The organism is Tardiphaga sp. 37S4 (assembly GCF_021044645.1).
Classification (GTDB): Bacteria; Pseudomonadota; Alphaproteobacteria; order Rhizobiales; family Xanthobacteraceae; genus Tardiphaga; species Tardiphaga robiniae.
Map to the genome: position 1 here is coordinate 2404288 of NZ_CP088008.1, position 21047 is coordinate 2425334.

The 21047-nt window shown below is 62.6% G+C and carries 18 protein-coding genes; 12 read left to right on the forward strand and 6 right to left on the reverse strand.

Annotated elements, in window-relative coordinates; all coding sequences use genetic code 11:
- Positions 1–126 precede the first annotated feature (126 nt).
- Entirely contained in the window at positions 127–3000 is a 2874-nt protein-coding gene (locus LPB73_RS11725) for a valine--tRNA ligase (RefSeq protein WP_231080668.1), read from the forward strand.
- A gap of 139 nt (positions 3001–3139) precedes the next feature.
- On the opposite strand, the gene LPB73_RS11730 is transcribed toward LPB73_RS11725, so the two are convergent.
- Complete coding sequence (locus LPB73_RS11730) at positions 3140–3742, reverse strand: DNA-3-methyladenine glycosylase (RefSeq protein WP_231080669.1); 603 nt, start codon at positions 3740–3742, stop codon at positions 3140–3142.
- Positions 3743–3842: 100 nt separating this feature from the next.
- On the opposite strand from LPB73_RS11730, the gene lipA reads away from it, so the two are divergent.
- Positions 3843–4802: a lipoyl synthase gene (gene lipA / locus LPB73_RS11735; RefSeq protein ID WP_231080670.1), complete on the forward strand. Its 960-nt coding sequence runs from the start codon at positions 3843–3845 to the stop codon at positions 4800–4802.
- 10 nt (positions 4803–4812) lie between these two features.
- Positions 4813–5298 (forward strand): type II toxin-antitoxin system RatA family toxin, encoded by a 486-nt coding sequence (locus LPB73_RS11740; RefSeq protein WP_231080671.1) that lies wholly within the window; start codon positions 4813–4815, stop codon positions 5296–5298.
- On the opposite strand, the gene LPB73_RS11745 is transcribed toward LPB73_RS11740, so the two are convergent.
- Both LPB73_RS11745 and LPB73_RS11750 read right to left on the reverse strand, forming a co-directional pair.
- Positions 5288–5911, reverse strand: coding sequence for a CinA family protein (locus LPB73_RS11745; protein WP_093758557.1), 624 nt, complete (start codon positions 5909–5911; stop codon positions 5288–5290). The two genes, LPB73_RS11740 and LPB73_RS11745, sit on opposite strands and share 11 nt — an antisense overlap.
- 1 nt (position 5912) lies before the next feature.
- Complete coding sequence (locus LPB73_RS11750; RefSeq protein WP_231080672.1) at positions 5913–7109, reverse strand: bifunctional 2-C-methyl-D-erythritol 4-phosphate cytidylyltransferase/2-C-methyl-D-erythritol 2,4-cyclodiphosphate synthase; 1197 nt, start codon at positions 7107–7109, stop codon at positions 5913–5915.
- 232 nt (positions 7110–7341) lie between these two features.
- Here LPB73_RS11750 and dusB point away from each other — a divergent pair, with 232 nt between their 5' ends.
- The 8 genes from dusB to hflX all read left to right on the forward strand — a co-directional run bounded on the left by dusB (position 7342) and on the right by hflX (position 17634).
- On the forward strand, positions 7342–8376 hold the full coding sequence (dusB, locus tag LPB73_RS11755; protein ID WP_414716888.1) for a tRNA dihydrouridine synthase DusB: 1035 nt from the start codon (positions 7342–7344) through the stop codon (positions 8374–8376).
- Entirely contained in the window at positions 8373–9551 is a 1179-nt protein-coding gene (locus LPB73_RS11760) for a two-component system sensor histidine kinase NtrB (protein ID WP_231080673.1), read from the forward strand. Before dusB ends, LPB73_RS11760 begins: the two co-directional genes overlap by 4 nt.
- A gap of 14 nt (positions 9552–9565) precedes the next feature.
- Positions 9566–11008: a nitrogen regulation protein NR(I) gene (ntrC, locus tag LPB73_RS11765; RefSeq protein WP_068731842.1), complete on the forward strand. Its 1443-nt coding sequence runs from the start codon at positions 9566–9568 to the stop codon at positions 11006–11008.
- Between the two features lie 191 nt (positions 11009–11199).
- Positions 11200–13485 (forward strand): sensor histidine kinase NtrY-like, encoded by a 2286-nt coding sequence (locus LPB73_RS11770; protein ID WP_089264304.1) that lies wholly within the window; start codon positions 11200–11202, stop codon positions 13483–13485.
- Between the two features lie 32 nt (positions 13486–13517).
- On the forward strand, positions 13518–14888 hold the full coding sequence (locus LPB73_RS11775; RefSeq protein ID WP_089264305.1) for a sigma-54-dependent transcriptional regulator: 1371 nt from the start codon (positions 13518–13520) through the stop codon (positions 14886–14888).
- A 40-nt stretch (positions 14889–14928) separates the two neighbouring features.
- Complete coding sequence (locus LPB73_RS11780; RefSeq protein ID WP_089264306.1) at positions 14929–15786, forward strand: D-amino-acid transaminase; 858 nt, start codon at positions 14929–14931, stop codon at positions 15784–15786.
- Between the two features lie 187 nt (positions 15787–15973).
- A complete protein-coding gene (gene hfq, locus LPB73_RS11785; protein ID WP_068731834.1) occupies positions 15974–16219 on the forward strand; it encodes an RNA chaperone Hfq in 246 nt (81 codons plus the stop codon).
- A 23-nt stretch (positions 16220–16242) separates the two neighbouring features.
- Positions 16243–17634 (forward strand): GTPase HflX, encoded by a 1392-nt coding sequence (hflX, locus tag LPB73_RS11790; protein ID WP_175369010.1) that lies wholly within the window; start codon positions 16243–16245, stop codon positions 17632–17634.
- Between the two features lie 17 nt (positions 17635–17651).
- On the opposite strand, the gene LPB73_RS11795 is transcribed toward hflX, so the two are convergent.
- Positions 17652–18437, reverse strand: coding sequence for a sulfite exporter TauE/SafE family protein (locus LPB73_RS11795; RefSeq protein WP_231080674.1), 786 nt, complete (start codon positions 18435–18437; stop codon positions 17652–17654).
- Positions 18438–18468: 31 nt separating this feature from the next.
- Positions 18469–19293, reverse strand: coding sequence for a nucleoside triphosphate pyrophosphohydrolase (gene mazG, locus LPB73_RS11800; RefSeq protein ID WP_120289699.1), 825 nt, complete (start codon positions 19291–19293; stop codon positions 18469–18471).
- A 119-nt stretch (positions 19294–19412) separates the two neighbouring features.
- On the opposite strand from mazG, the gene queC reads away from it, so the two are divergent.
- Positions 19413–20129: a 7-cyano-7-deazaguanine synthase QueC gene (gene queC, locus LPB73_RS11805; protein ID WP_089264310.1), complete on the forward strand. Its 717-nt coding sequence runs from the start codon at positions 19413–19415 to the stop codon at positions 20127–20129.
- Here queC and LPB73_RS11810 read toward each other — a convergent pair.
- A complete protein-coding gene (locus LPB73_RS11810) occupies positions 20126–21025 on the reverse strand; it encodes a dihydrodipicolinate synthase family protein (protein WP_231080675.1) in 900 nt (299 codons plus the stop codon). The genes queC and LPB73_RS11810 overlap by 4 nt on opposite strands.
- Between the last annotated feature and the right edge of the window lie 22 nt (positions 21026–21047).

Here is a 21047-nt window from a genome sequence, read left to right on the forward strand (position 1 = left end):
GGGGTGGCTAAACAGCCCTATATGTTGACTTGAGCCGCGCTGGCGGGTTTCTAGCGCCATCGGCTTCCTGCGTTCGCCCCAGGCCGCAAAACCGTGGCCAAAAACCCCTGATTTGATTGAATTGTCATGATCGAAAAGACCTATCAGCCCGCCGATATCGAGACCCGCATCGCGAGCGCCTGGGAAGCCGAAGGCGCGTTCAAGGCGGGCCGCGCGGACCGGGTAGATGCCGAGCCCTATACGATCGTGATCCCGCCGCCGAACGTCACCGGTTCGCTGCATATGGGCCACGCCCTCAACAACACGCTGCAGGACGTGCTCTGTCGCTTCGAGCGCATGCGCGGCCGAGATGTGCTGTGGCAGCCCGGCACCGACCATGCGGGCATCGCGACCCAGATGGTGGTCGAGCGCCAGTTGATGGAGCGCCAGGAGCCCGGCCGCCGCGACATGGGCCGCGAGGCATTTCTCGAACGCGTCTGGAAGTGGAAGGCCGAGAGCGGCGGCGTGATCGTCAATCAGTTGAAGCGCCTCGGCGCCTCCTGCGACTGGTCGCGCGAGCGCTTCACCATGGACGAGGGCCTGTCCGAGGCGGTCATCAAGGTGTTCGTGCAGTTGCACCGCGAGGGCCTGATCTACAAGGACAAGCGCCTTGTGAACTGGGATCCAAAGCTGCTGACGGCGATTTCCGATCTCGAAGTGCAGCAGGTCGAGGTCAAGGGTAACCTCTGGCATCTGCGCTATCCGCTCGAAGGCAAGAATTTCGATCCGGAAGATCCGACCTCGTTCATCACCGTTGCCACCACGCGTCCCGAGACGATGCTCGGCGACAGCGGCGTCGCCGTGAATCCGGATGACGAACGCTACACCCATCTGATCGGCAAGAACGTGGTTCTGCCGCTGGTCGGCCGTCTGATCCCGATCGTCGCCGACGAATATTCCGACCCGGAGAAGGGTTCTGGCGCGGTGAAGATCACGCCGGCGCATGACTTCAACGACTTCGAAGTCGGCAACCGCCACGGCCTTGCACGCATCAGCATCCTCGATATCGAAGGCAAGCTCGCACTCGCCGACAACGAGGACTATCTGCGCGGACTGCCTGTCGCAGCGTCAGAGCTGGTCGAAGAATTGCACGGCATGGAGCGCTTCAAGGCGCGCAAGACCATCGTGCAGCGGCTGGAAGATTTCGGCTTCCTGGAGAAGATCGAGCCCAACACGCATATGGTGCCGCATGGCGATCGCTCCGGCGTCGTCATCGAGCCCTATCTGACCGACCAGTGGTATGTCGACGCCAAGACCATGGCGCAGCCGGCGATCGCCGCTGTGCGCACCGGCGCGACCGAGTTCGTGCCGAAGAACTGGGAAAAGACCTATTACGAGTGGATGGAGAACATCCAGCCATGGTGCATCTCGCGCCAGCTCTGGTGGGGCCATCAGATCCCGGCCTGGTATGGCCCGGATGGCAAAGTGTTCGTCGCCGAGACCGAGGAAGAAGCGGTCGGCAACGCGCTCGGCTATTATGTCGAGCAGGAGGTAATCACGGAAGAGCAGGGCCACGATATGGCGCTCGATCCGGCGAAGCGCGAGGGCTTCATCACGCGCGATGAAGACGTGCTCGACACCTGGTTCTCGTCGGCGCTGTGGCCGTTCTCGACGCTGGGCTGGCCGCAGAGCTCGGTCGATGTGGATCGCTACTATCCCACCAATGTGCTGGTCACCGGCTTCGACATCATCTTCTTCTGGGTCGCCCGGATGATGATGATGGGCATGCACTTCAAGAAGGACGTGCCGTTCCCGACCGTCTACATCCACGCCCTCGTCCGCGACGAGAAGGGCGCCAAGATGTCGAAGTCGAAGGGCAACGTCATCGATCCCCTGAACCTGATCGACCAGTACGGCGCCGACGCGCTACGCTTTACGCTGGCTGCGATGGCCGCACAGGGCCGCGACATCAAGCTCGCGACCCAGCGCGTCGAGGGCTATCGCAATTTCGCGACCAAGCTCTGGAATGCCTGCCGCTTCGCCGAGATGAACGAGTGCGTGCTGCCGGCGGCTTTCGATCCGACCAAGGCCAAGGAAGTGCTCAACCGCTGGATCGCGCATGAGACCGTGAAGGCGACGCGCGAAGTCACCGAGGCCATCGAAGCCTATCGCTTCAACGATGCCGCGGGCGCGGCCTATCGCTTCGTCTGGAACGTGTATTGCGACTGGTATCTCGAACTCGCCAAGCCCTTCATGATGGGCGAGGACGGTCCGGCCAAGACCGAAACCCGCGCAATGGTCGCCTGGGCGCGTGACGAGATCCTGAAGCTGCTGCATCCGTTCATGCCGTTCATCACGGAAGAACTCTGGGCCGTGACGGCGCCGCGCGACGGTCTGCTGGCGCTGGCGCCATGGTCGCGCAAGGCGAGCGGCCTGACGCGCGAGCAGGAAGCGCTGATCATCGCGACTGCCGCGAGCGATCCGATCGTCGCACCGATCCTGATGGGCGATCCCGAACCAGTCGCCGACTTCAAGGATGACGCCGCCGAAGCCGAAATCGGCTGGGTCATCGATCTGGTGACGGAGGTTCGTTCGGTGCGTGCCGAAATGAACATCGTGCCGGCCACATTGACGCCACTGGTGCTGGCCGGCGCTTCTGTGGAAACTCAAGCCCGTGCCCAGCGCTGGAGCGATGTCGTCAAGCGCCTCGCTCGTCTCGGCGACATATCCTTCGCCGATGTCGCCCCGCAGGGTGCCGTGCAGCTTCTGATCCGCGGTGAAGTCGCAGCGCTGCCGTTGAAGGGCGTCATTGATTTCGGCGCCGAGAAGACGCGTCTCGACAAGGAGCTCGTGAAAGCCGAAGCCGACATCAAGCGCGCCGACGCCAAACTCTCCAACGAGAAATTTGTCGCCAACGCCGCGGAAGAGATCGTCGAGGAAGAACGCGAAAAGCGCGAGGCAGCCGAGGCCCGCAAGGCCAAGACGCTGGAAGCGCTGGAGCGGCTCAAGAACGCGGTGTGATGCGCCGCAATTCCGCGACTGCCACAAGTCTCAATGTTCGTCATGGCCGGGCTTGTCCCGGCCATCCACGTCTTCCGTGCTAGTAGTAGTGGCCAAGGCGTGGATACCCGGGACAAGCCCGGGCATGACGGCGCTATAATTACCTCGCAAACGGCTTGCTGAGATAACGCGAGCCTCTCACCCCGTATCGCCACGGCAATTCCACGGCCTTGGTGATGCCGATGCGGATGCCTGCGACAATGTCCGGCACTTCTGTCCTTGCGTGAATCGCAATCGGCGGCTTGTCCAAAGCCAGCCCGTTATGCGCGATGCTGATGCCGAGCGCCTGGCACACCTTGCCAGGCCCGGAGCACAGCATACGCTCATCCTGTAGCCCGCGTCGCAGCTGCATCTCGCCAATCCCGAAGGTCGGCTGCAGGGCCCGGATCAGCACCGCGCTGGCCGAACCCTCGGCCTCGCAGACGAAATTCACGCACCAGTGGATGCCGTAGGAGCGGTAGACATAGGCAAAGCCGGGCGGCCCGAACATGATCTGGTTGCGCGGCGTCTGCCCGTTGAAGGAATGGGCCGCGGGCTCGGTGTGATGATAGGCCTCGACCTCGACGATCTCGCCGCCGACGCCGTCCACCAGCAGCGTCGCACCGATCAGTTCGGGAGCCACATCGTGCACGCTCCGCGCGAAAAAGCTGCGTTTGAGTGCCTTGCCGAGCTTTTGAGGGATTTGGTGAGGTTTTGGAGCCATTCTGCCTGCTATGTTACGATGCAGGGCCTGGCAAGGCGAGGGCGGGTTGCAGGACAGGGCCCGGCGGATTACCTAAGGCTTCACTCAGAACGGACAGTTCATGGTCGTCGTCCTCGATACCGTATCCACCACGCAGCTCCGCCCACGTCACCCTGAAAAAGTGAATCGGCCGGATTCGTTCTCGCCGCCGAAGCCGGACTGGATCCGTGTCCGCGCGCCAACCAGCCGTGGCTATGGCGACACCCGCAAGATCGTCAAGGAAAACGGCCTTGTTACCGTGTGCGAGGAAGCCGGCTGCCCGAATATCGGCGAGTGCTGGCAGAAGAAGCACGCCACCTTCATGATCATGGGTGACACCTGCACCCGCGCCTGTGCGTTCTGCAACGTGAAAACGGGGATGCCCAACGCTCTCGACGGCATGGAGCCCGAGCATGTCGCCGAAGCCGTCCGCAAGCTCGGCCTGCATCACGTGGTCATCACCTCGGTGGACCGCGACGATCTCGCCGATGGCGGCGCCGAGCATTTTGCGCAGACGATTCGTGCGATCCGCGTGGCATGTCCCACGACCACCATCGAAATCCTGACGCCTGACTTCCTGCGCAAGCCGGGCGCCCTCGAAGTCGTCGTCGCGGCGAAGCCCGACGTATTCAATCACAATCTCGAAACCGTGCCGTCGCGCTATCTGACGGTGCGGCCGGGCGCGCGTTATTTCCATTCGCTGCGCCTGCTGCAGAAGGTCAAGGAACTCGACCCGACCATCTTCACCAAGTCCGGCATCATGGTTGGCCTCGGCGAGGAGCGCCACGAGGTGCTGCAGGTGATGGACGACATGCGTTCCGCCGATATCGACTTCCTCACGATCGGCCAGTATCTGCAGCCGACGCGCAAGCATCACGTGGTGTCGCGCTATGTCACGCCGGATGAATTCGCAGGCTATGAGAAGGTCGCCTACACCAAGGGCTTCCTGATGGTGTCGGCGAGCCCGCTAACGCGCTCGTCGCATCATGCCGGCGAGGATTTCGCCAAGCTGCAGGCTGCGCGCGCCGCCCTCGCGCGCTGAGAACGCGACAATGCCGAGATTTGCCAACAAGCGCCGCGTGCGCCACAGCGCCTCCCAGATGTTCGATCTGGTTGCCGATGTCGAGCGCTATCCGGAATTCGTGCCGTTGTGCAAGTCGTTGAAGATTCGCCAGCGCACGCCGCAGGAGAATGGCACCGAGGTCATCGTTGCCGACATGACCGTGTCGTTCAAGCTGGTGCAGGAATCCTTCACCAGCCGCGTGACGCTGGATCGGCCGAACCTGAAGATCATGGTCGAATATCTGCGCGGTCCGTTCAGCAATCTCGAAAACCGCTGGACCTTCGAGCCGAAGGCTGAAGATCAGGAATGCGACGTCGGCTTCTTCATTGCCTATGAGTTCAAGAGCCGCATGTTGGCGATGCTGATGGGAACGATGTTCGACGCGGCATTCCAGCGCTTTGCGGTAGCCTTCGAAAAGCGCGCGGATGAAGTCTATCGTGTGCCGCGCGTATCGAGCGTTCCGTCTACTTCTTAGTCGTCGGCTTCTTCAGCGGCGCGGTCGGCCTGCGTCGTTTGACGGCGGTCCGCCGCGGCGACCGTGCCACGCGCGGGCGCGCCAGGCTCGCAGCTTCGCGCTTCTTGGCCGGCGGCTGTGGTCCGCGTGCCAGTTCCATCAGCATCCGCAGAGCTTCAAGCACGGAGCGCTGACGCACCGCGCTGCGGCCGATGGCTCCGAAACGGCATTCCTTGTTGACGATGCGGCCGTCACGCGACGCCACAGCAAAATGCACGAGGCCGACCGGCTTGCCCGGCGTTGCGCCTCCGGGGCCTGCGATCCCGGTGATCGAGACCGCGAGATCGACATCCGCTTCTTCGAGCGCACCGACCGCCATCTGGATCGCGGTCTCCTTGCTGACCGCACCAAAGCTGTCGAGCGTCGCCGTCTTGACGCCGAGCATCGCGTGTTTGGCCGCATTGGAATAGGTGACGAAGCCGCGATCGATCACGTCGGACGAGCCGGGAATTTCGGTCAGCGCGCCAGCGACGAGGCCGCCGGTGCAGGACTCAGCGGTCGCGATCGTCAGCTTGCGGCTGCGGCAGAGATCGAGCAGCGCGCGGGAGAGGGCTCGTGCGTCGCTCGCTGCCATGTCAGTCCATCCAGGGAAGGCGAATGGTAGCAGCCGCAGTCGCGGCGATACCTTCTTCACGGCCGGTGAAGCCGAGACGTTCGCTGGTGGTCGCCTTCACCGCGACGCGTGACAATGCCACACCGGAGATCTCGCTGATCTTCGCGCGCATCGCATCACGCAGCGGACCGATTTTGGGTCGCTCGCAGATCAACGTCACTTCAAGATTGGCTATACGGCCGCCACGCGCGGTCACGCGCTCCACGGCGTATTTCAGGAACTTGTCCGACGCGGCGCCCTTCCATTTGTCATCACTCGGCGGGAAGTGCGAACCGATATCGCCATCGGCCAGCGCGCCCAGGATCGCATCGACCAGCGCATGTAGACCGACGTCGCCATCCGAGTGAGCAAGGAAGCCGCGCGTATGCGGTACGCGCACGCCGCAGATCATCAGGTGATCGCCATCGCCGAAGGCGTGGACATCATAGCCCGTGCCCATGCGGATATCGCCGAGCGAGGCGGCGAGACGCGCTTCTTCGCGAATGAAATCTTCGGGAGTCGTGAGCTTCATATTTGCAAGATCGCCTTCAAAGGTTGCCACGGTCAATCCCGCCCATTCGGCGAGCGCGGCATCGTCGGTGAAATCATCGCGGCCTTCCTTTGCAGCACGACGATGCGCTTCAAGGATGACATCAAAACGAAATGCCTGTGGCGTTTGCGCGCTGCGCAAGCGTGCACGGTCCGGCGTCGCTTCCACGTGTCCGGCCTCGTTGACCTGTTTGATCGTATCCGTGACGGCAACGCCCGGCACGGCAGCGCCAGTGATCTGTGCCGCGGCAATCGCGCGCTCGATCAAAGCAGGGGTTACGAACGGGCGGGCTGCATCGTGAATCAGCACGATGTCCGGCGCGTGATCTGCCAGTGCTTCGAGTCCAGCATGCACCGACGCCTGACGCGTCGCGCCGCCATTGGCAGGAACATGATACCGCAATTCACTGACCGCCTCGTTGAAGACAGCAATGTCGTCGGGATTTGTAATCGGCTGGACCGCAAAGACCTGGGGATGGTTGCAGAACGGCTCCATGGCCCGCGAGATAACGCTGCGGCCTCCGATCATGCGATATTGCTTCGGTCCACCGGCGCCAGCGCGGAGGCCGCGGCCGGCGGCAACGATAATGGCGGCTGTCTTCAAACCGGCAGGATTAGGTGATTTTGTCATCAGGGTCAGGTGATTAAGGGGTAAGCGGTGATCGCACAGCCCTTAGCACGGCCGCACGCAAAAACAGTATGATTACATTCTCGTGGCTGCATAAGAGTGCATTGCTGCACTGCACTTGCAAAATGAGCGCATCTGTCTAATGTGTAGGCATGACGGTTGACTGCACAACAAATGTGCGCATTATGCGCCCTATGCCCGCAATGCAGCGGACGAGAGAACGACGAGCAGGTCTGTGACCACCCCGGACTCAGTATACAGCAAGCCGTTACAAATCGGTGGCATCGAGATCGCCAACCGGGTCGTTTTGGCGCCGATGTCGGGTATCACCGATGCGCCATTCCGGCGGCTCACCGCCGAACTCGGAGCCGGCCTCGTCGTGTCAGAAATGACCGCCAGCGACGATCTCGTCAATGGTCGTCCCATGTCGGTATTGCGCTGCGAAGCGACAGGGATTGGCCCGCATGTGGTCCAACTGGCCGGCTGTGAGACCCACTGGATGGCGGAGGGGGCCCGAGTGGCCGAAGCCGCCGGCGCCGACATCATCGATATCAATATGGGCTGCCCGGCGCGGCATGTGACTGGTGGTCAGTCCGGCTCCGCGCTGATGCGCGACCTCGATCATGCGTTGAAGCTGATCGAGGCGACCATCGCTGCCGTGAAAGTGCCTGTAACTCTCAAGATGCGTCTGGGCTGGGACGATCGCATGCTGAACGCGCCTGAGCTTGCGCAGCGCGCAGAACAGGCGGGCGTGCAGCTCATCACCGTCCACGGCCGCACGCGATGCCAGTTCTACAAGGGCGAAGCAGACTGGAGCGCCGTGCGCCCGGTGAAGGACGCGGTGAGCATCCCAGTGATCGTCAATGGTGACATCACCTCCTACGACAAGGCGGTGAGCGCGCTGAAGATGTCTGGAGCCGATGCCGTGATGATGGGGCGGGGCGCGCAGGGTATGCCGTGGCTGCCCGGCCAGATCGGCCGACGTCTTGAAACCGGCATCGCGGAAGCCGTGCCGTCGCTGCAGCAGCAGCTCGCTTATATCTGCGCCCTCTACGACGATGTTATCAGTCACTACGGCCTGCGCATCGGCTTGCGCCACGCGCGCAAACATCTCGGCTGGGCGCTCGATGCGGCCGCGGCTACGAGCTGCGCGCCGACCGAGACCCTGAAGACCTGGCGACAGAAGATCCTTACATCCGAAGATTCCTCCGGTGTGCAGCGGTCTCTGAATGACGCTTTCGATGATTTCGCATGGAGTGCTGCCGCATGAACGCCGCAGAGCACCGTCGCCCTGTCCCGACCGACAGTGAGGCCATTCTCAACGCGCTACCTAATCCGGTGATCCTGATTGCGCCCGATGGCAAGATTGTCGACGCCAACATGGCTGCGGAATCCTTTTTCGAGATTTCTACGCAGTTCCTGCGCAGGCAGTCTCTGAAAGAACTGGTGCCATTCGGCAGTCCGCTGCTGGCGCTGATCGATCAGGTTCGCGCCGCCGGTTCGCCGGTTAACGAATACAAGGTCGATCTCGGCACGCCGCGCATCGGCGGCGACCGCCAGGTCGATCTGCATGTCGCGCCGCTCACCGAGCGTCCGGGCCATATTGTGGTGATGCTCCAGGAGCGCACCATCGCCGACAAGATGGATCGACAGCTCACCCATCGTAGCGCGGCCCGATCCGTGATCGCGCTGGCGGCCATGCTGGCGCATGAAATCAAGAACCCGCTGTCGGGCATTCGCGGAGCCGCTCAGCTACTTGAGCAGTCGGCATCGTCGGAAGACCGCATGCTGACACGCCTGATCATGGACGAAGCCGATCGCATCGTGACGCTGGTCGATCGCATGGAAGTGTTCGGCGACGACCGCCCGGTGGCGCGTGGCCCGGTCAACATTCACTCCGTCCTCGATCACGTGAAGCGCCTCGCGCAGTCCGGCTTCGCCCGCAACATCCGCTTCATCGAGGATTACGACCCGTCGCTGCCGCCGGTGCTGGCCAATCAGGACCAGCTGATCCAGGTGTTCCTGAATCTGGTGAAGAACGCCGCGGAGGCCATCGTCGATCTCGGCTCCGATGGCGAGATCCAGCTCACCACCGCGTTCCGGCCGGGCGTCCGCCTGTCAGTGCCGGGCAAGAAATCGCGCGTCTCGCTGCCGCTGGAGTTCTGCGTCAAGGACAACGGCCCTGGCGTTCCCGAAGATCTTCTGCCCAACCTGTTCGATCCCTTCGTCACCACCAAGCCCACCGGAAGCGGCCTGGGTCTTGCATTGGTTGCGAAGATTGTCGGCGATCACGGTGGGATCATCGAATGTGAATCTCAGCCACGAAAGACGACTTTTCGCGTGCTGTTGCCGATGTTCAACCCCGCCAAGAAATTGGACGACAAGACCCTTGATCCGAGCAGCGCCGATGCCCCCGCGGCACCGACGCACACCTCACAGACGTAAGACGAGGACTAACGATGGCTGCAGGTAGCATTCTGGTTGCGGACGATGATACGGCGATCCGCACCGTCCTCAATCAGGCGCTATCGCGCGCCGGATATGAGGTTCGCCTGACCGGGAACGCAGCCACGTTGTGGCGCTGGGTCAGTCAGGGCGAGGGCGACCTTGTGATCACCGACGTGGTGATGCCTGACGAGAACGCGTTCGATCTGCTGCCGCGTATCAAGAAGATGCGGCCCAATCTGCCGGTTATCGTGATGAGCGCGCAGAACACCTTCATGACCGCGATCCGCGCCTCCGAGCGCGGTGCCTATGAATATCTGCCGAAGCCGTTCGATCTGAAGGAATTGATCGCCATCGTCGGTCGCGCGCTGTCCGAGCCGAAGGAGCGTGTCGCAAGCCACGCCGATGACGGCGAGTTCGACTCGATCCCACTGGTCGGCCGTTCGCCGGCGATGCAGGAAATCTACCGCGTCCTCGCCCGCCTGATGCAGACCGATCTGACGGTGATGATCTCCGGCGAGTCCGGCACCGGCAAGGAACTGGTGGCCCGCGCGCTGCACGACTACGGCAAGCGCCGCAATGGCCCGTTCGTGGCGGTCAACATGGCGGCGATCCCGCGCGATCTTATCGAATCCGAATTGTTCGGCCACGAGCGCGGCGCCTTCACCGGCGCCAATGCCCGCGCCACCGGCCGCTTCGAGCAGGCTGAAGGCGGCACACTGTTTTTGGACGAAATCGGCGACATGCCGATGGAAGCCCAGACCCGTTTGCTGCGCGTGTTGCAGCAGGGCGAATACACGACCGTTGGCGGCCGCACGCCGATCAAGACCGACGTGCGGATCGTCGCCGCCTCCAACAAGGATCTGCGTATCCTGATCCAGCAGGGCCTATTCCGCGAGGATCTGTTCTTCCGCCTCAACGTCGTGCCGCTGCGCCTGCCGCCGCTGCGCGAGCGCATCGAGGATCTGCCCGATCTGATCCGCCACTTCTTTGCACTCGCGGAGAAGGACGGCCTGCCGCCGAAGAAGCTCGACGCCTTGGCGCTCGAGCGCATGAAGCAGCATCGCTGGCCGGGCAACGTTCGCGAACTGGAAAACCTCGCGCGCCGTCTGGCAGCACTCTATCCGCAGGATGTCATTACCGGCTCAGTGATCGACGGCGAACTGGCGCCGCCCGCTGTGGCCTCGGGTGGTAGCGCGCCGACCGGCGTGGATAATCTCGGTGGCGCCGTCGAGGTCTATCTGTCCTCGCACTTCTCCGGCTTCCCGAACGGCGTGCCACCGCCGGGTCTCTATCACCGCATTCTCCGCGAGATCGAGGTGCCGCTGCTGACCGCAGCACTGGCCGCGACCCGAGGTAACCAGATTCGCGCTGCGGATCTGCTCGGCCTCAACCGCAACACGCTACGGAAGAAAATTCGCGATCTCGACATTCAGGTCTATCGAACCGGCGGCTGATCTCGGTAGCGGGATCGAGCAATTCCAGGGTTTGAGACGCAAAAACACACGAAACGCAGGGTATGCGTTTTCGTTGGCTAGTCTGCGCCGTGGATTTGTCGTAATTGGGCAACATTGTTGTATGATTGCATCAGTGCGGTCCGGGCTGTCTCCGGCAGCCGCACGGCGTCCACGCTCACCACATTGTCGGAATGACCAGCGCAGACACGTCGGCTACAGCCTATGAACCGTCGATGGCGGAGCCGCGCAGGTGGACCCTGCGGCGGCTGTTCGTGCCATTGGCCGTCGGCTTGGCACTCCTGTCGTCATGCCTAACCTTCCTCGTCCTGAACGGCCTCACGCCGATCGCGCCGACCCATCAGGTCGTCGTCACCTTCCTGCTGATCAATGCCGCCAGCGTCCTCCTGCTGGTCCTGATCATCGCGCGGGAGATCTGGAAGGTCGTCCAGGCGCGTCGCAGGGGCAGGGCGGCGGCCCGGCTGCATGTCCAGATCGTCAGCCTGTTCTCGGTGATCGCCGTGCTGCCGGCGGTGCTCGTCTCGATCGTCGCCAATGTGACCCTCGACCGCGGCCTCGACCGGCTGTTCTCCGGCCCAACCAAGGCGGTCATCAACAATTCGCTCGTGATTGCCAGCGCCTATCTGCACGAGCACGGCCAGTTGATTGGCGGCGATATCCTCGGCATGGCCGACGATCTCGCGCGCATCCAGCCGCTCTTCTATCAGGACCGCGGCACGTTCCGTTCGTTGATGCTGGCAAATGCAACCGCGCGCAATCTGCCGGGCGCCATGTTGATCGACAAGGATCGCAACGTCATCGAACCCGACCAGCCCGGCATCAAACAGGAATTCTCACCGCCGCCGGCAGACTTCCTCGTCAATGTCAGCGCGTCCGAGCCGGCCATCGCCGTGATCCCCGAGGGAAATTACGTCGCCGCCGTGATCCGGTTGCGGGCGTTCGACAACATGTTCCTCTATGTCGCCCGCAAGCTCGATCCGCGCGTGGTCGCGCAGATGAACCAGAGCCAGGCCGGCGCGGCCGAATATGCAGAACTGGAATCGCGCAGGCTCGGTATTCAGGTCGCCTTCGCGCTGATGTTCACCGTGATCGCACTGACGGTGCTGATGTCCGCCGTGCTGATCGGCCTGAATTTCGCCAACTGGCTGGTAGCGCCGATCCGCCGCCTGATGGGCGCAGCGAACATGGTCTCGACCGGTGATCTTCATGTTCAGGTGCCGGTGATCCAGTCGGAGGGCGATCTCGCCCATCTCGGCGAGACCTTCAACAAGATGACGCAGGAGCTGCGCACCCAGCGTGACGAACTGGTCAGCGCCAGCGACGTCATCGACAGCCGCCGCCGTTTCATCGAGGCCGTGTTGTCATCGGCCAGCGCCGGCATCATCGGCGTCGATGGCTCGAACATGATCGGCATTCTCAACCGCTCGGCCGAGAAGCTGGTCGGACATTCGGAGTCCGAGACGCTTGGCCACCCGCTGCACGAGATCATTCCCGAGCTCGATGAATTGATGCAGACCGCACGCGAGGGATCGCAGCGGCTGGTGCAGGGGCAGGTGACGATCACCCGCGACGGGCAAGAGCGAAATCTGTCGGTGCGCGTCAGCGCCGAACAGACCAGCCAGTCGCGCGACAGCTACATCATCACCCTCGACGACATCACCGAACTCGTCTCGGCACAGCGCACCTCGGCCTGGGCCGACGTGGCGCGCCGCATCGCGCATGAGATCAAAAATCCGCTGACACCGATCCAGCTCTCCGCCGAGCGCATCAAGCGCAAGTTCGGCAAGGTGATCGTCGACGACAAGGCGATCTTCGAACAATGCACCGACACCATCGTCCGGCAGGTCGACGATATCCGGCGCATGGTCGACGAATTTTCGCGCTTTGCGCGCATGCCCAAGCCCGTGATCGAGGGTGAGGATGTCGCCGACACTGTGCGTCAGGCCGTATTCCTGATGCGGGTCGGTCACCCCGACCTCGACATCTCCGCCGAGATCAAGGAAGAGCCGATGCGCGCGCGGTTCGACCGCCGACTGATCTCGCAGGCGCTCACCAATATCATCAAGAATGCGACAGAGGCGATCGAGGCCGTGCCGCCAGAAGAACTCGGCAAAGGTCGTATTGATGTCACAGCGTCGCGCGAGAACGACATGATCTTGATCGACGTGATCGACAACGGCATCGGTCTGCCGACCGTCAACAGGTCGCGTTTGCTCGAACCCTATGTAACGACTCGCGAGAAGGGCACTGGCCTCGGCCTCGCGATCGTCGGCAAGGTGCTCGAGGATCATGGTGGAGGCATCGAACTTGGCGACGCATCAAGCGTTCGTCCAGGACAGCGCGGTGCCTGGATGCGACTGCGGTTTTCTATCTCCGGTCAGAAGGCTGACGCGGATAAGAGTGAACCGGAAGCCCCGCCTGATGACGAACCGAAGATCAAAACTGCTACCGGCAACTGACAAGAATAAACGTGACCAGGATATTTTGACCCATGGCAAATGACATTCTGATCGTCGACGATGAAGCCGATATTCGCGATCTTGTTGCGGGCATTCTGGACGATGAGGGCTTCACCACCCGCACCGCACGAGACAGCGATTCCGCGCTCGCGGAAATCGCCAATCGCCGCCCCAACATGGTGTTTCTCGACATCTGGCTGCAGGGCAGCAAGCTCGACGGCCTGCAACTGCTCGAGCAGGTCAAACGCGACAATCCCGAATTGCCTGTGGTGATGATCTCAGGCCACGGCAATATCGAAACCGCCGTCGCGGCGATCAAGCGCGGCGCCTACGACTTCATCGAAAAGCCGTTCAAGGCTGACCGGCTGATCCTTGTCGCGACGCGCGCGCTCGAAACCTCGCGCCTGAAACGCGAAGTCAAGGAACTGAAGCAACTCGCACCGGTCGCCAATTCGCTGACGGGACGCTCGGCCGCCATGAACCAGCTGCGCCAGACCATCGATCGCGCCGCGAAGGCCAATAGCCGCATTCTGATCGTCGGCCCGTCGGGCGCCGGCAAGGAGCTCGCCGCGCGCACGCTGCACACGGCCTCTGCCCGCTCCACGGGGCCGTTCGTCGTCATCAACGCTGCGGCGATTACGCCGGAGCGCATGGAAGTCGAACTGTTCGGCATCGAACAGTCCAATGGCGAACAGGCGCGCAAGGCTGGCGCTCTGGAAGAAGCCCATGGCGGCACGCTGTTCATCGACGAGATCGGCGATCTGCCGCGCGAGACCCAGAACAAGATCCTGCGCGTGCTGGTCGATCAGACTTTCATGCGGGCAGGGGGAACCACCAAGGTCAATGTCGACGTCCGCATCATTTCGTCGACCGCGCGCAATCTCGAAGAGGAAATCGCCGAAGGTCGTTTCCGTGAGGATCTTTATCATCGCCTCTCGGTGGTGCCGATCCGCGTGCCGCCGCTGTCTGAGCATCGCGAGGATATTCCGGAGCTCATCGAATATTTCATGGAGCAGATCTCCATCGCGACGGGCCTGCCGAAGCGGCAGATCGGCGAGGACGCCATGGCTGTCCTGCAATCCCATGTCTGGCCGGGCAATATCCGCCAGCTTCGCAACAACGTCGAACGCGTCATGATCCTGGCCGGCGGCGGGCCGGAAGTGATCATCACCGCCGACATGCTGCCGCAGGACGTCGGCTCAATGGTGCCGTCGATGCCGACCAGTAACAATGGCGAGCACATTATGGGCCTGCCGCTGCGCGAAGCCCGTGAAGTGTTCGAACGCGATTATCTGATTGCACAGATCAGCCGTTTTTCGGGTAATATCTCGCGCACCGCTGAATTCGTCGGCATGGAGCGCTCCGCCTTGCACCGCAAGCTCAAGGCACTCGGCGTCGGCTAAATCACCCACCTCAAGTTTCAACCCAAGCCTCGGAACGAACATGTCGCGCATCGCCTATGTGAATGGTCAATACGTCAACCTGCGCGATGCCGCCGTGAACGTCGAGGACCGCGGCTATCAGTTCGCCGATGGCATTTACGAGGTCTGCGAGATCATCGGCGGCAAGATGGTCGACTTTCCCCGCCATATTGCGCGCATGCAGCGCTCGTTGCGGGAGCTGCGCATCGCCGAGGCCATGCCGCTGACATCGCTCAAGGTGGTGATGCAGGAAGTCATTCGTCGCAACCGCATCAATTACGGCATCGTCTATCTGCAGATCAGCCGTGGCGTCGCCCATCGCGATCACGGATTTCCGTCGCCGGACGTGAAACCCAGCGTGGTCGTGACGGCGAAATCGCTCAACTTCGCCAAGAACCAGGCGACTGCTGCCAAGGGCGTGAAGGTCATCACCACGGCGGAGAATCGCTGGCCGCGCGTCGACATCAAGACCGTCGGCCTGCTGCCCAATGTGCTGGCGCGACAGGAAGCCCGCGACAAGGGCGCCTATGAAGCCTGGTATGTCGACGCCGACGGTTTCGTCACGGAGGGCGCGTCGTGCAACGCCTGGATCGTCACCAAGGACGGCAAGGTGGTGACGCGCACGGCCGCGTCAGGCATTCTCGCAGGCATCACCCGGGCCGTACTGATCGAGGTTCTGGCTTCGATGCAGCTCAAGCTGGAAGAGCGGAACTTCACACCGGCAGAGGCTTATGACGCCGCGGAAGCCTTCGTCTCGTCGGCGAGTCAGATCGTGATGCCGGTCATCAATATCGACGGCAAACCGATCGGTGACGGCAAGCCTGGTGGTATCGCGACGCGCCTGAGGCAGGAATTCCATAAATTCGCAGCGATTTCATAAAATTTGCCGGGCTTTTAGGCACCAATTCCGCGTTCCGGCTTGCCTAAAAAGCGCGCCTGCCGTCTAATCACGTCGTCGCGCTCCCGGAGGGGGATCTCAGGGGAAAGTGCGGCAGCTTGGTAAGGCCCCGGAGAGGGCTGCGCCGGGTTCAAAAAAAGCAACAAAACAGACTGCGGGATTAAAAAAAATGGCGGCAGACCGCGCACAGAATCTACAGGACACCTTCCTCAACCACGTACGCAAGACCAAGACTCCGCTCACGATCTTTCTGGTGAACGGCGTCAAATTGCAGGGCATTGTCACCTGGTTCGATAATTTCTGTCTTCTGCTCCGGCGCGACGGACACTCGCAGCTGGTGTATAAGCATGCGATCTCGACCATCATGCCGGGCGCACCGATTCAGCTTTTTGAGGGTGGCGAGGATCCGGCTTGAGCGAACTCCTGAGAGACGCTTGATTGGAATTTCGTAGCTTCGAAGGCAATGCTGCTGACCGGCCCTCGGCCAGCAGCGAATCGACCGGCCGCGTTCTCGTGGTCGGTCCTTACCTGCGCGAACGGCGGGGCGACGCCGACGCGCAAGCCTATTCTCATGTCCGCGATACGGAAGCCCGGCTCGAAGAGGCGGTCGGTCTCGCACGCGCCATTGACCTCACCGTGGTCGAGGCCGTTGCCGCGCCGCTGAGCCAGATCCGCCCGGCCACCTATCTCGGCAAGGGCAAGGTCGAGGAGATCGCCGGCCTGATCGCGGCGAACGAGATAGGCATCGTGGTGATGGACTGCGCGCTGTCGCCGATCCAGCAGCGCAATCTCGAAAAGGAACTGAAGGCCAAGGTGCTCGACCGTACCGGCCTCATCCTCGAAATCTTCGGCCGCCGTGCCAAGACCAAGGAAGGCACGCTGCAGGTCGAGCTCGCGCATCTCAACTATCAGCGCAGCCGTCTCGTCCGCTCATGGACCCATCTGGAGCGCCAGCGCGGCGGCTTTGGCTTCATGGGCGGCCCCGGCGAAACCCAGATCGAGGCGGATCGCCGCATGATCGGCGACCGCATCGCGCGGCTCGAAGCCGATCTGAAGAAGGTCCAGGCGACGCGGCGCCTGCATCGCGCCGGCCGCCAGCGCGTGCCGTATCGCGTTGTTGCGCTGGTCGGTTACACCAATGCCGGCAAGTCGACGCTGTTCAACCGGCTGACGCGCGCCGACGTGCAGGCCGAGGACATGTTGTTCGCGACCCTCGATCCGACGCTGCGCGCGCTGACGCTGCCGCATGGCGGCAAGGCCATGCTGTCGGACACGGTGGGCTTCATCTCCAACCTGCCGACCCAGCTCGTAGCCGCGTTTCGCGCGACGCTGGAAGAGGTACTGGAAGCCGACATCATTCTCCATGTCCGCGACATCTCGCATGAGGATGCGGAAGCGCAGCAAAGCGACGTCGACAACGTGCTGCGCAAGCTCGGCATCGATACGGATGCAACAGCGCGCATTCTCGAAGTCTGGAACAAGATCGATCGTTTCCCTCCGGAGGAGCGCGAGAACCTCGCCAATATCGCGGCGCGGCGGCCGCTGGACAAGCCGTGCTTCATGGTCTCAGCCGAAACCGGCGAGGGCATCGACGATCTGCTCGCTGCCATCGAAACACGGCTCGCCGCCAGCCGCATCACGCTGGATCTGTCGATCGACGCTGCGGACGGTGCCGGCGTGAGCTGGCTGCATCGCAATGCGGAAGTACTGGTGAAAGAATTGCACGACGGCCATTTCGACATGGTGGTGCGTGTCGATGAGACCAAACGCGATATCGTCATGAGTCGGTTCAGTGCGGTGCTGCATCCGGTCGTGGATCTGAGTGCCTGACGAAACTCCGTTGTTGTTCAGGTTGCAGCTTTAAACGCCATGAACACTGCCATGCTGGCGATGACAGCGATGAGTGTCATCCGCAAAGCTCTCTGACTCATGCGATTCGCCAGCCATGATCCAAGACCGGTACCGATCCACAGCCCAATGATCAGACTTGCAATCGCGAGCCACGGCAGCTCTGTGCCCTGCTGCACATAGAGCAGGGCGGCCGGTAAAGTGACGGGTAGTGCTGTGACGGCAAGGCTAAGGGCCTGGGATTGATGCTGGGACACCTTCAGCAGGCCCGTCATCAAGGCGGTGATCGCAAGCCCGCCGCCGATCCCCAGAAATCCCGACGACCAGCCCGCGACCGCGCCGATGGCAACGAGCGCTGACCCGCGTAACGGCACCTCTTTCGCTTCGTCTGCAGTGCCTTCGAGCTCGGGACGTGACGGCCGACGGATGACGATCACTTCGAGAACCAGCAGATAGCCGACAAAAGTCCATTGCAGCGCGCGAGCAGAAACGGTTGTTGCGAGCAAGGCGCCAACGCACCCGCCCACTGCAAATCCGATGGCCAGCCAGGCAAGCCAGCGCGGCGGCACGTGATGGCCGCTGCGTTGATAGTTGCGGACGCCGGAAAGACTGGTGGGCACGACCTGCACGACGAGAGAAACGCCCTGGGCGACGTGCTGATCTTTGCCAAGCAGGAGCACCAGCAGCGGGACGAGGATTCCGCCACTGGTAATACCGAGCAAGCCGGACGCCATGCCGCCGACACCGCCCGCCAGAAGACCGCCGAGGACGTCAGTCAGTGTCATCGTCGATTGTTCCTTGGCGGTTGCGAGTCATTCAATCCGCGATTTCGTTACCCTTCGCCTCGTTCCACAGCGCATCCATCTGTCCGAGCGACGCCTCCTGTAGCGAGCTTCCCTTCGCCGCGAGCGCCCGTTCGATATAGCCGAAGCGCCGTTCGAATTTCGCATTGGTGCCGCGGAGCGCCAGCTCCGGATCTGCCTTCACGTGCCGCGCGAGATTGACCAGCGCGAACATCAGATCGCCGGTCTCGGCCGCCACTTCGGACTGATCGCCGCGATCGAGTGCGGCTTCGATCTCGTCGGCTTCCTCGCGGATTTTCGCCAGCACCGCGCGTGGGTCATTCCAGTCAAAGCCGACGCTGGAGGCTTTTGTCTGCAGCTCCATGGCCTGGCTCAACGCGGGTTGCCCGGCCTTGACGCTGGCAAGGAACGAGGAGGGCGGCGCGGCCTCAACGCCGCGCCGGGCGGCGCGTTCAGCCTTTTCCTCGGCCTTGATACGCCCCCACGTCCCCTTCACATCCGTCGGTGCGATCTTGCCATCCTTGCCGGGAAACACATGCGGATGCCGGCGGATCATCTTGCGGGTGATCGCCTCCACGACGTCGCCGAACGCGAATGCGTTCTGCTCTTCGGCCATCCGGGCGTGGAACACCACCTGCAGCAAGAGATCTCCGAGTTCGTCGCAGAGGTCGTGGAGATCGTGCCTGACGATGGCATCGGCGACCTCATAGGCCTCCTCGATCGTATAGGGCGCGATACTCGCGAAGTCCTGCTCCAGATCCCATGGGCAGCCGGTCACGGGCGTGCGCAACTGGGCCATGATCTCGATCAGGCCGGCGATATCGCGGGAAGGGGTCATGAGGCACCACGGTTCACAGCAGGAGCCTTTGCTATGCCGCAGGACGGCGGCGTGGCCCAGCGGAAATGCCCGGTTTTGCCTGTCTTTCACACAGCTCTGGGGAGTGCTATCTGCAGCCGATGAGCGACACTTTCCCAGATCAAACCGCGCTGGTGCTGTTCTCCGGCGGCCAGGATTCCGCAACCTGTCTGGCCTGGGCGCTGGCGCGCTTCAAGCGCGTCGAGATGCTCGGCTTCGCTTACGGCCAGCGCCACGCCATCGAACTCGACAGCCGCGACAAGCTGCTGGCGGGCGTGAAGGCCTTGAATGCTGATTGGGCCACGAAACTCGGTGACAGCCACACGCTGGACATCCCCACGCTGAGCGACATTTCCGACACCGCGCTGACGCGTGACGTCGCCATCGAGATGGGGGCCGACGGGCTGCCCAACACCTTCGTGCCCGGCCGCAATCTGGTGTTCCTGACATTCGCCGCAGCGCTGGCCTATCGACGCGGCATCACCCACATCATCGGCGGCATGTGCGAGACGGATTACTCCGGCTATCCCGATTGTCGCGACGACACCATCAAGGCGCTGCAGCAGGCGCTCAATCTCGGCATGGCCAAGAATTTCACGCTGCACACGCCGCTGATGTGGCGCGACAAGGCGGCGACCTGGGCGCTGGCGCATGAGCTTGGCGGGCAGGGCCTCGTCGACCTGATCCGCGAACACTCGCACACCTGCTATCTCGGTGAGCGCGGCGCGTTACACGACTGGGGCTATGGCTGCGGCAAGTGCCCGGCCTGCGAACTACGCGCCAAAGGCTGGCGCGCGTTCGCAGCCACGGCTGTCTAGACGGACAGCGACTCGCGGACCTTGGCCGCTTCGGCAGCACTGAGGCCCGTCAGCGGCGGACGCACCCGCAGCCAATTGTCATTGTTGTCGCGCTTCGCCAGCAGCACCTTGAGCGAGGGAAGCTGCGCATAGCTGGACACCGCATTGCGCGCCGCGACGATACGCTCCTGCGCAGTAGCAACCTCGGCCGCCTTGGCCGGATCCTTGTAGCCATTGAACACCGTGGCGAGCTCGCGGCTCACGAGGTTGGAGGTCGCCGTGATGCAGCCGGCGCCGCCCATCGGCAGCAGCTTCAACATTAGGGGATCGGCGCCGACCAGTACCGAGAAACCCGGGAAGCGGTCGACGATAGCGCTCATGTTGGCGAACTCGCCCGCGGAATCCTTGATACCGACCACTATCTCCGGGAAGCGCTTGCGCAACCGATCGATGACGTCGAGCGAGATCGGCACCGCCGACATCTGCGGGATGTGATAGAGCACAACGCGCAGGCGCGGATCGGCGACGCGCTCGATCACAGCCGTATAGGCATCGACGATGCCATCATCGGACACGCCCTTGTAGTAGAACGGTGGCAGCATCACGACGGCACCGACGCCATTGGCGACAGCGTGCTTCGTGAGTTCGACCGTTTCCATGATCGACGCAACGCCGGTGCCCGGCAGCAGCTTCGACGGCGCGATCCCGGATTTCACCACGGCTTCCAGCAGTGCCATGCGCTCGCGCGATGACAGCGAATTGGCCTCGCCGGTGGTGCCGAGCATGGCGATGCCGGTGCAGCCGTCATCGAGCAGGCGCTGGCAGTGGGAGGTGAACAGGCCCTGATCCACCGACAGGTCGGCGTTGAAGGGGGTGGTCGCGGCGCAGTAGACGCCGGTCGGGAAGGGAGCTGTCATCGTTGTGCTCTTTCGGGTGCGT

Coding starts and splice junctions, on each gene's coding strand:
- LPB73_RS11725 (WP_231080668.1), top strand. CDS start 127: ATGATCGAAAAGACCTATCAGCCCGCCGATATCGAGACCCGCATCGCG.
- LPB73_RS11730 (WP_231080669.1), bottom strand. CDS start 3,742: ATGGCTCCAAAACCTCACCAAATCCCTCAAAAGCTCGGCAAGGCACTC.
- lipA (WP_231080670.1), top strand. CDS start 3,843: ATGGTCGTCGTCCTCGATACCGTATCCACCACGCAGCTCCGCCCACGT.
- LPB73_RS11740 (WP_231080671.1), top strand. CDS start 4,813: ATGCCGAGATTTGCCAACAAGCGCCGCGTGCGCCACAGCGCCTCCCAG.
- LPB73_RS11745 (WP_093758557.1), bottom strand. CDS start 5,911: ATGGCAGCGAGCGACGCACGAGCCCTCTCCCGCGCGCTGCTCGATCTC.
- LPB73_RS11750 (WP_231080672.1), bottom strand. CDS start 7,109: ATGACAAAATCACCTAATCCTGCCGGTTTGAAGACAGCCGCCATTATC.
- LPB73_RS11760 (WP_231080673.1), top strand. CDS start 8,373: ATGAACGCCGCAGAGCACCGTCGCCCTGTCCCGACCGACAGTGAGGCC.
- ntrC (WP_068731842.1), top strand. CDS start 9,566: ATGGCTGCAGGTAGCATTCTGGTTGCGGACGATGATACGGCGATCCGC.
- LPB73_RS11770 (WP_089264304.1), top strand. CDS start 11,200: ATGACCAGCGCAGACACGTCGGCTACAGCCTATGAACCGTCGATGGCG.
- LPB73_RS11775 (WP_089264305.1), top strand. CDS start 13,518: ATGGCAAATGACATTCTGATCGTCGACGATGAAGCCGATATTCGCGAT.
- LPB73_RS11780 (WP_089264306.1), top strand. CDS start 14,929: ATGTCGCGCATCGCCTATGTGAATGGTCAATACGTCAACCTGCGCGAT.
- hfq (WP_068731834.1), top strand. CDS start 15,974: ATGGCGGCAGACCGCGCACAGAATCTACAGGACACCTTCCTCAACCAC.
- LPB73_RS11795 (WP_231080674.1), bottom strand. CDS start 18,437: ATGACACTGACTGACGTCCTCGGCGGTCTTCTGGCGGGCGGTGTCGGC.
- mazG (WP_120289699.1), bottom strand. CDS start 19,293: ATGACCCCTTCCCGCGATATCGCCGGCCTGATCGAGATCATGGCCCAG.
- queC (WP_089264310.1), top strand. CDS start 19,413: ATGAGCGACACTTTCCCAGATCAAACCGCGCTGGTGCTGTTCTCCGGC.
- LPB73_RS11810 (WP_231080675.1), bottom strand. CDS start 21,025: ATGACAGCTCCCTTCCCGACCGGCGTCTACTGCGCCGCGACCACCCCC.